This is a genomic window from Martinezella multihospitum (genome assembly GCF_900094585.1).
Lineage (GTDB): Bacteria > Pseudomonadota > Alphaproteobacteria > Rhizobiales > Rhizobiaceae > Rhizobium > Rhizobium multihospitium.
Genome location: NZ_FMAG01000019.1, coordinates 1 through 2,500, shown reverse-complemented (window position 1 = coordinate 2,500; position 2,500 = coordinate 1). Strand labels below are relative to the sequence as shown.

Sequence of the window (2,500 nt, the reverse complement as noted above, 5' to 3'; positions counted from 1 at the left end):
ACACGGCGGGTGCTAACGTCCGTCGTGAAAAGGGCAACAACCCTAACCTCCAGCTAAGGTCCCCAAGTCATGGCTAAGTGGGAAAGGATGTGAGGATCCCAAAACAACCAGGATGTTGGCTTAGAAGCAGCCATCATTTAAAGAAAGCGTAACAGCTCACTGGTCTAGTCAAGGGTCTTTGCGCCGAAAATGTAACGGGGCTGAAGCCATGCACCGAAGCTGAGGATTCCTCTTTGAGGAGTGGTAGCGGAGCGTTCCGTAAGCTGATGAAGGGATACCCGTGAGGGGTCCTGGAGGTATCGGAAGTGCGAATGTTGACATGAGTAACGATAAAGAGGGTGAGAGACCCTCTCGCCGAAAGACCAAGGGTTCCTGCTTAAAGTTAATCTGAGCAGGGTTAGCCGGCCCCTAAGACGAGGCGGACACGCGTAGTCGATGGGAACCACGTTAATATTCGTGGGCCTGGTGGTAGTGACGGATTGCTTAACTTGTTCACACTTATTGGATTGTGTGGGCGGGGACGCGGTTCCAGGAAATAGCTCCACCGTATAGACCGTACCCGAAACCGACACAGGTGGTCAGGTAGAGTATACCAAGGCGCTTGAGAGAACTATGTTGAAGGAACTCGGCAAATTGCACGCGTAACTTCGGAAGAAGCGTGACCCTTATGTACGCAAGTATGTGAGGGTGGCACAGACCAGGGGGTAGCGACTGTTTACCAAAAACACAGGGCTCTGCGAAGTCGCAAGACGACGTATAGGGTCTGACGCCTGCCCGGTGCTGGAAGGTTAAGAGGAGGGGTGCAAGCTCTGAATCGAAGCCCCAGTAAACGGCGGCCGTAACTATAACGGTCCTAAGGTAGCGAAATTCCTTGTCGGGTAAGTTCCGACCTGCACGAATGGCGTAACGACTTCCCCGCTGTCTCCAACATAGACTCAGTGAAATTGAATTCCCCGTGAAGATGCGGGGTTCCTGCGGTCAGACGGAAAGACCCCGTGCACCTTTACTATAGCTTTACACTGGCATTCGTGTCGGCATGTGTAGGATAGGTGGTAGGCTTTGAAGCAGGGACGCCAGTTCTTGTGGAGCCATCCTTGAAATACCACCCTTATCGTCATGGATGTCTAACCGCGGTCCGTTATCCGGATCCGGGACAGTGTATGGTGGGTAGTTTGACTGGGGCGGTCGCCTCCGAAAGAGTAACGGAGGCGCGCGATGGTGGGCTCAGACCGGTCGGAAATCGGTCGTCGAGTGCAATGGCATAAGCCCGCCTGACTGCGAGACTGACAAGTCGAGCAGAGACGAAAGTCGGTCATAGTGATCCGGTGGTCCCGCGTGGAAGGGCCATCGCTCAACGGATAAAAGGTACGCCGGGGATAACAGGCTGATGACCCCCAAGAGTCCATATCGACGGGGTTGTTTGGCACCTCGATGTCGGCTCATCGCATCCTGGGGCTGGAGCAGGTCCCAAGGGTTTGGCTGTTCGCCAATTAAAGCGGTACGTGAGCTGGGTTCAGAACGTCGTGAGACAGTTCGGTCCCTATCTGCCGTGGGTGTAGGAATATTGACAGGATCTGTCCCTAGTACGAGAGGACCGGGATGGACATATCTCTGGTGGACCTGTTGTCCTGCCAAGGGCATAGCAGGGTAGCTATATATGGAATGGATAACCGCTGAAGGCATCTAAGCGGGAAACCAACCTGGAAACGAGTGTTCCCTATCAGAGCCGTGGAAGACGACCACGTTGATAGGCCGGGTGTGGAAGTGCGGCAACGCATGAAGCTTACCGGTACTAATAGCTCGATTGGCTTGATCGTTCCCATTGCCAGTGCTCATCAGACGAACGTAAACGTTCATCTGCATTGAGTTTTGTCCTCACGCTGTCGCGATCTTCGATCGCTACGCTGCGGACGGCGCGCCTTGCGCTTGCGGTCTTCGACCGGAAACGCACCAACGACGTGTTCAAATAGACAAAATGAAGTGAAAACTTCGCCAGCTTCTCAAAACGGGCTAAATCCGCAAGGTTTAGCCCGAAGTTGCGCTTTGCCGACCTGGTGGTTATGGCGGGGTGGCTGCACCCGTTCCCTTTCCGAACACGGCCGTGAAACGCCCCTGCGCCCATGGTACTTCGTCTTAAGACGCGGGAGAGTAGGTCGCTGCCAGGTCTGCTAATCGCAACTCACGCTAAATCGATGAAATCGATTTATGCCTCACCTCATCAAAAATGAGGCTAACAATCTTCTCTGATCGAATAACGGCCCAGGCCGTGTTACAATAGGCCGCTCACAAGCGGCCTTTGTCGCTTCTGATAAGCAAGCAATTATCCCCTTGCCAACCTGAAATAACAGGCCAAGGGGACACACGACAAACCCCAAGGGTTTGCTCGGGCGCGATAAGCCGCAAAGCGGCTTACGCTGGTAACGCGGGGTGGAGCAGCCCGGTAGCTCGTCAGGCTCATAACCTGAAGGCCGCAGGTTCAAATCCTGCCCCCGCAACCAAT

Annotated in this window: 1 tRNA gene and 2 rRNA genes (1 of these 3 cut by a window edge); all 3 read left to right on the top strand. The window is 54.3% G+C overall.

Annotation, left to right across the window (positions count from 1 at the left end):
• Positions 1–1,817: ribosomal RNA gene (locus tag GA0061103_RS34635) — 23S ribosomal RNA — on the top strand (it extends 1,101 nt beyond the left edge of the window).
• 233 nt (positions 1,818–2,050) lie between these two features.
• Positions 2,051–2,165: ribosomal RNA gene (gene rrf, locus GA0061103_RS34630) — 5S ribosomal RNA — on the top strand.
• 256 nt (positions 2,166–2,421) lie between these two features.
• Positions 2,422–2,498: transfer RNA gene (locus GA0061103_RS34625), tRNA-Met, on the top strand.
• The last annotated feature ends 2 nt before the right edge of the window (positions 2,499–2,500 follow it).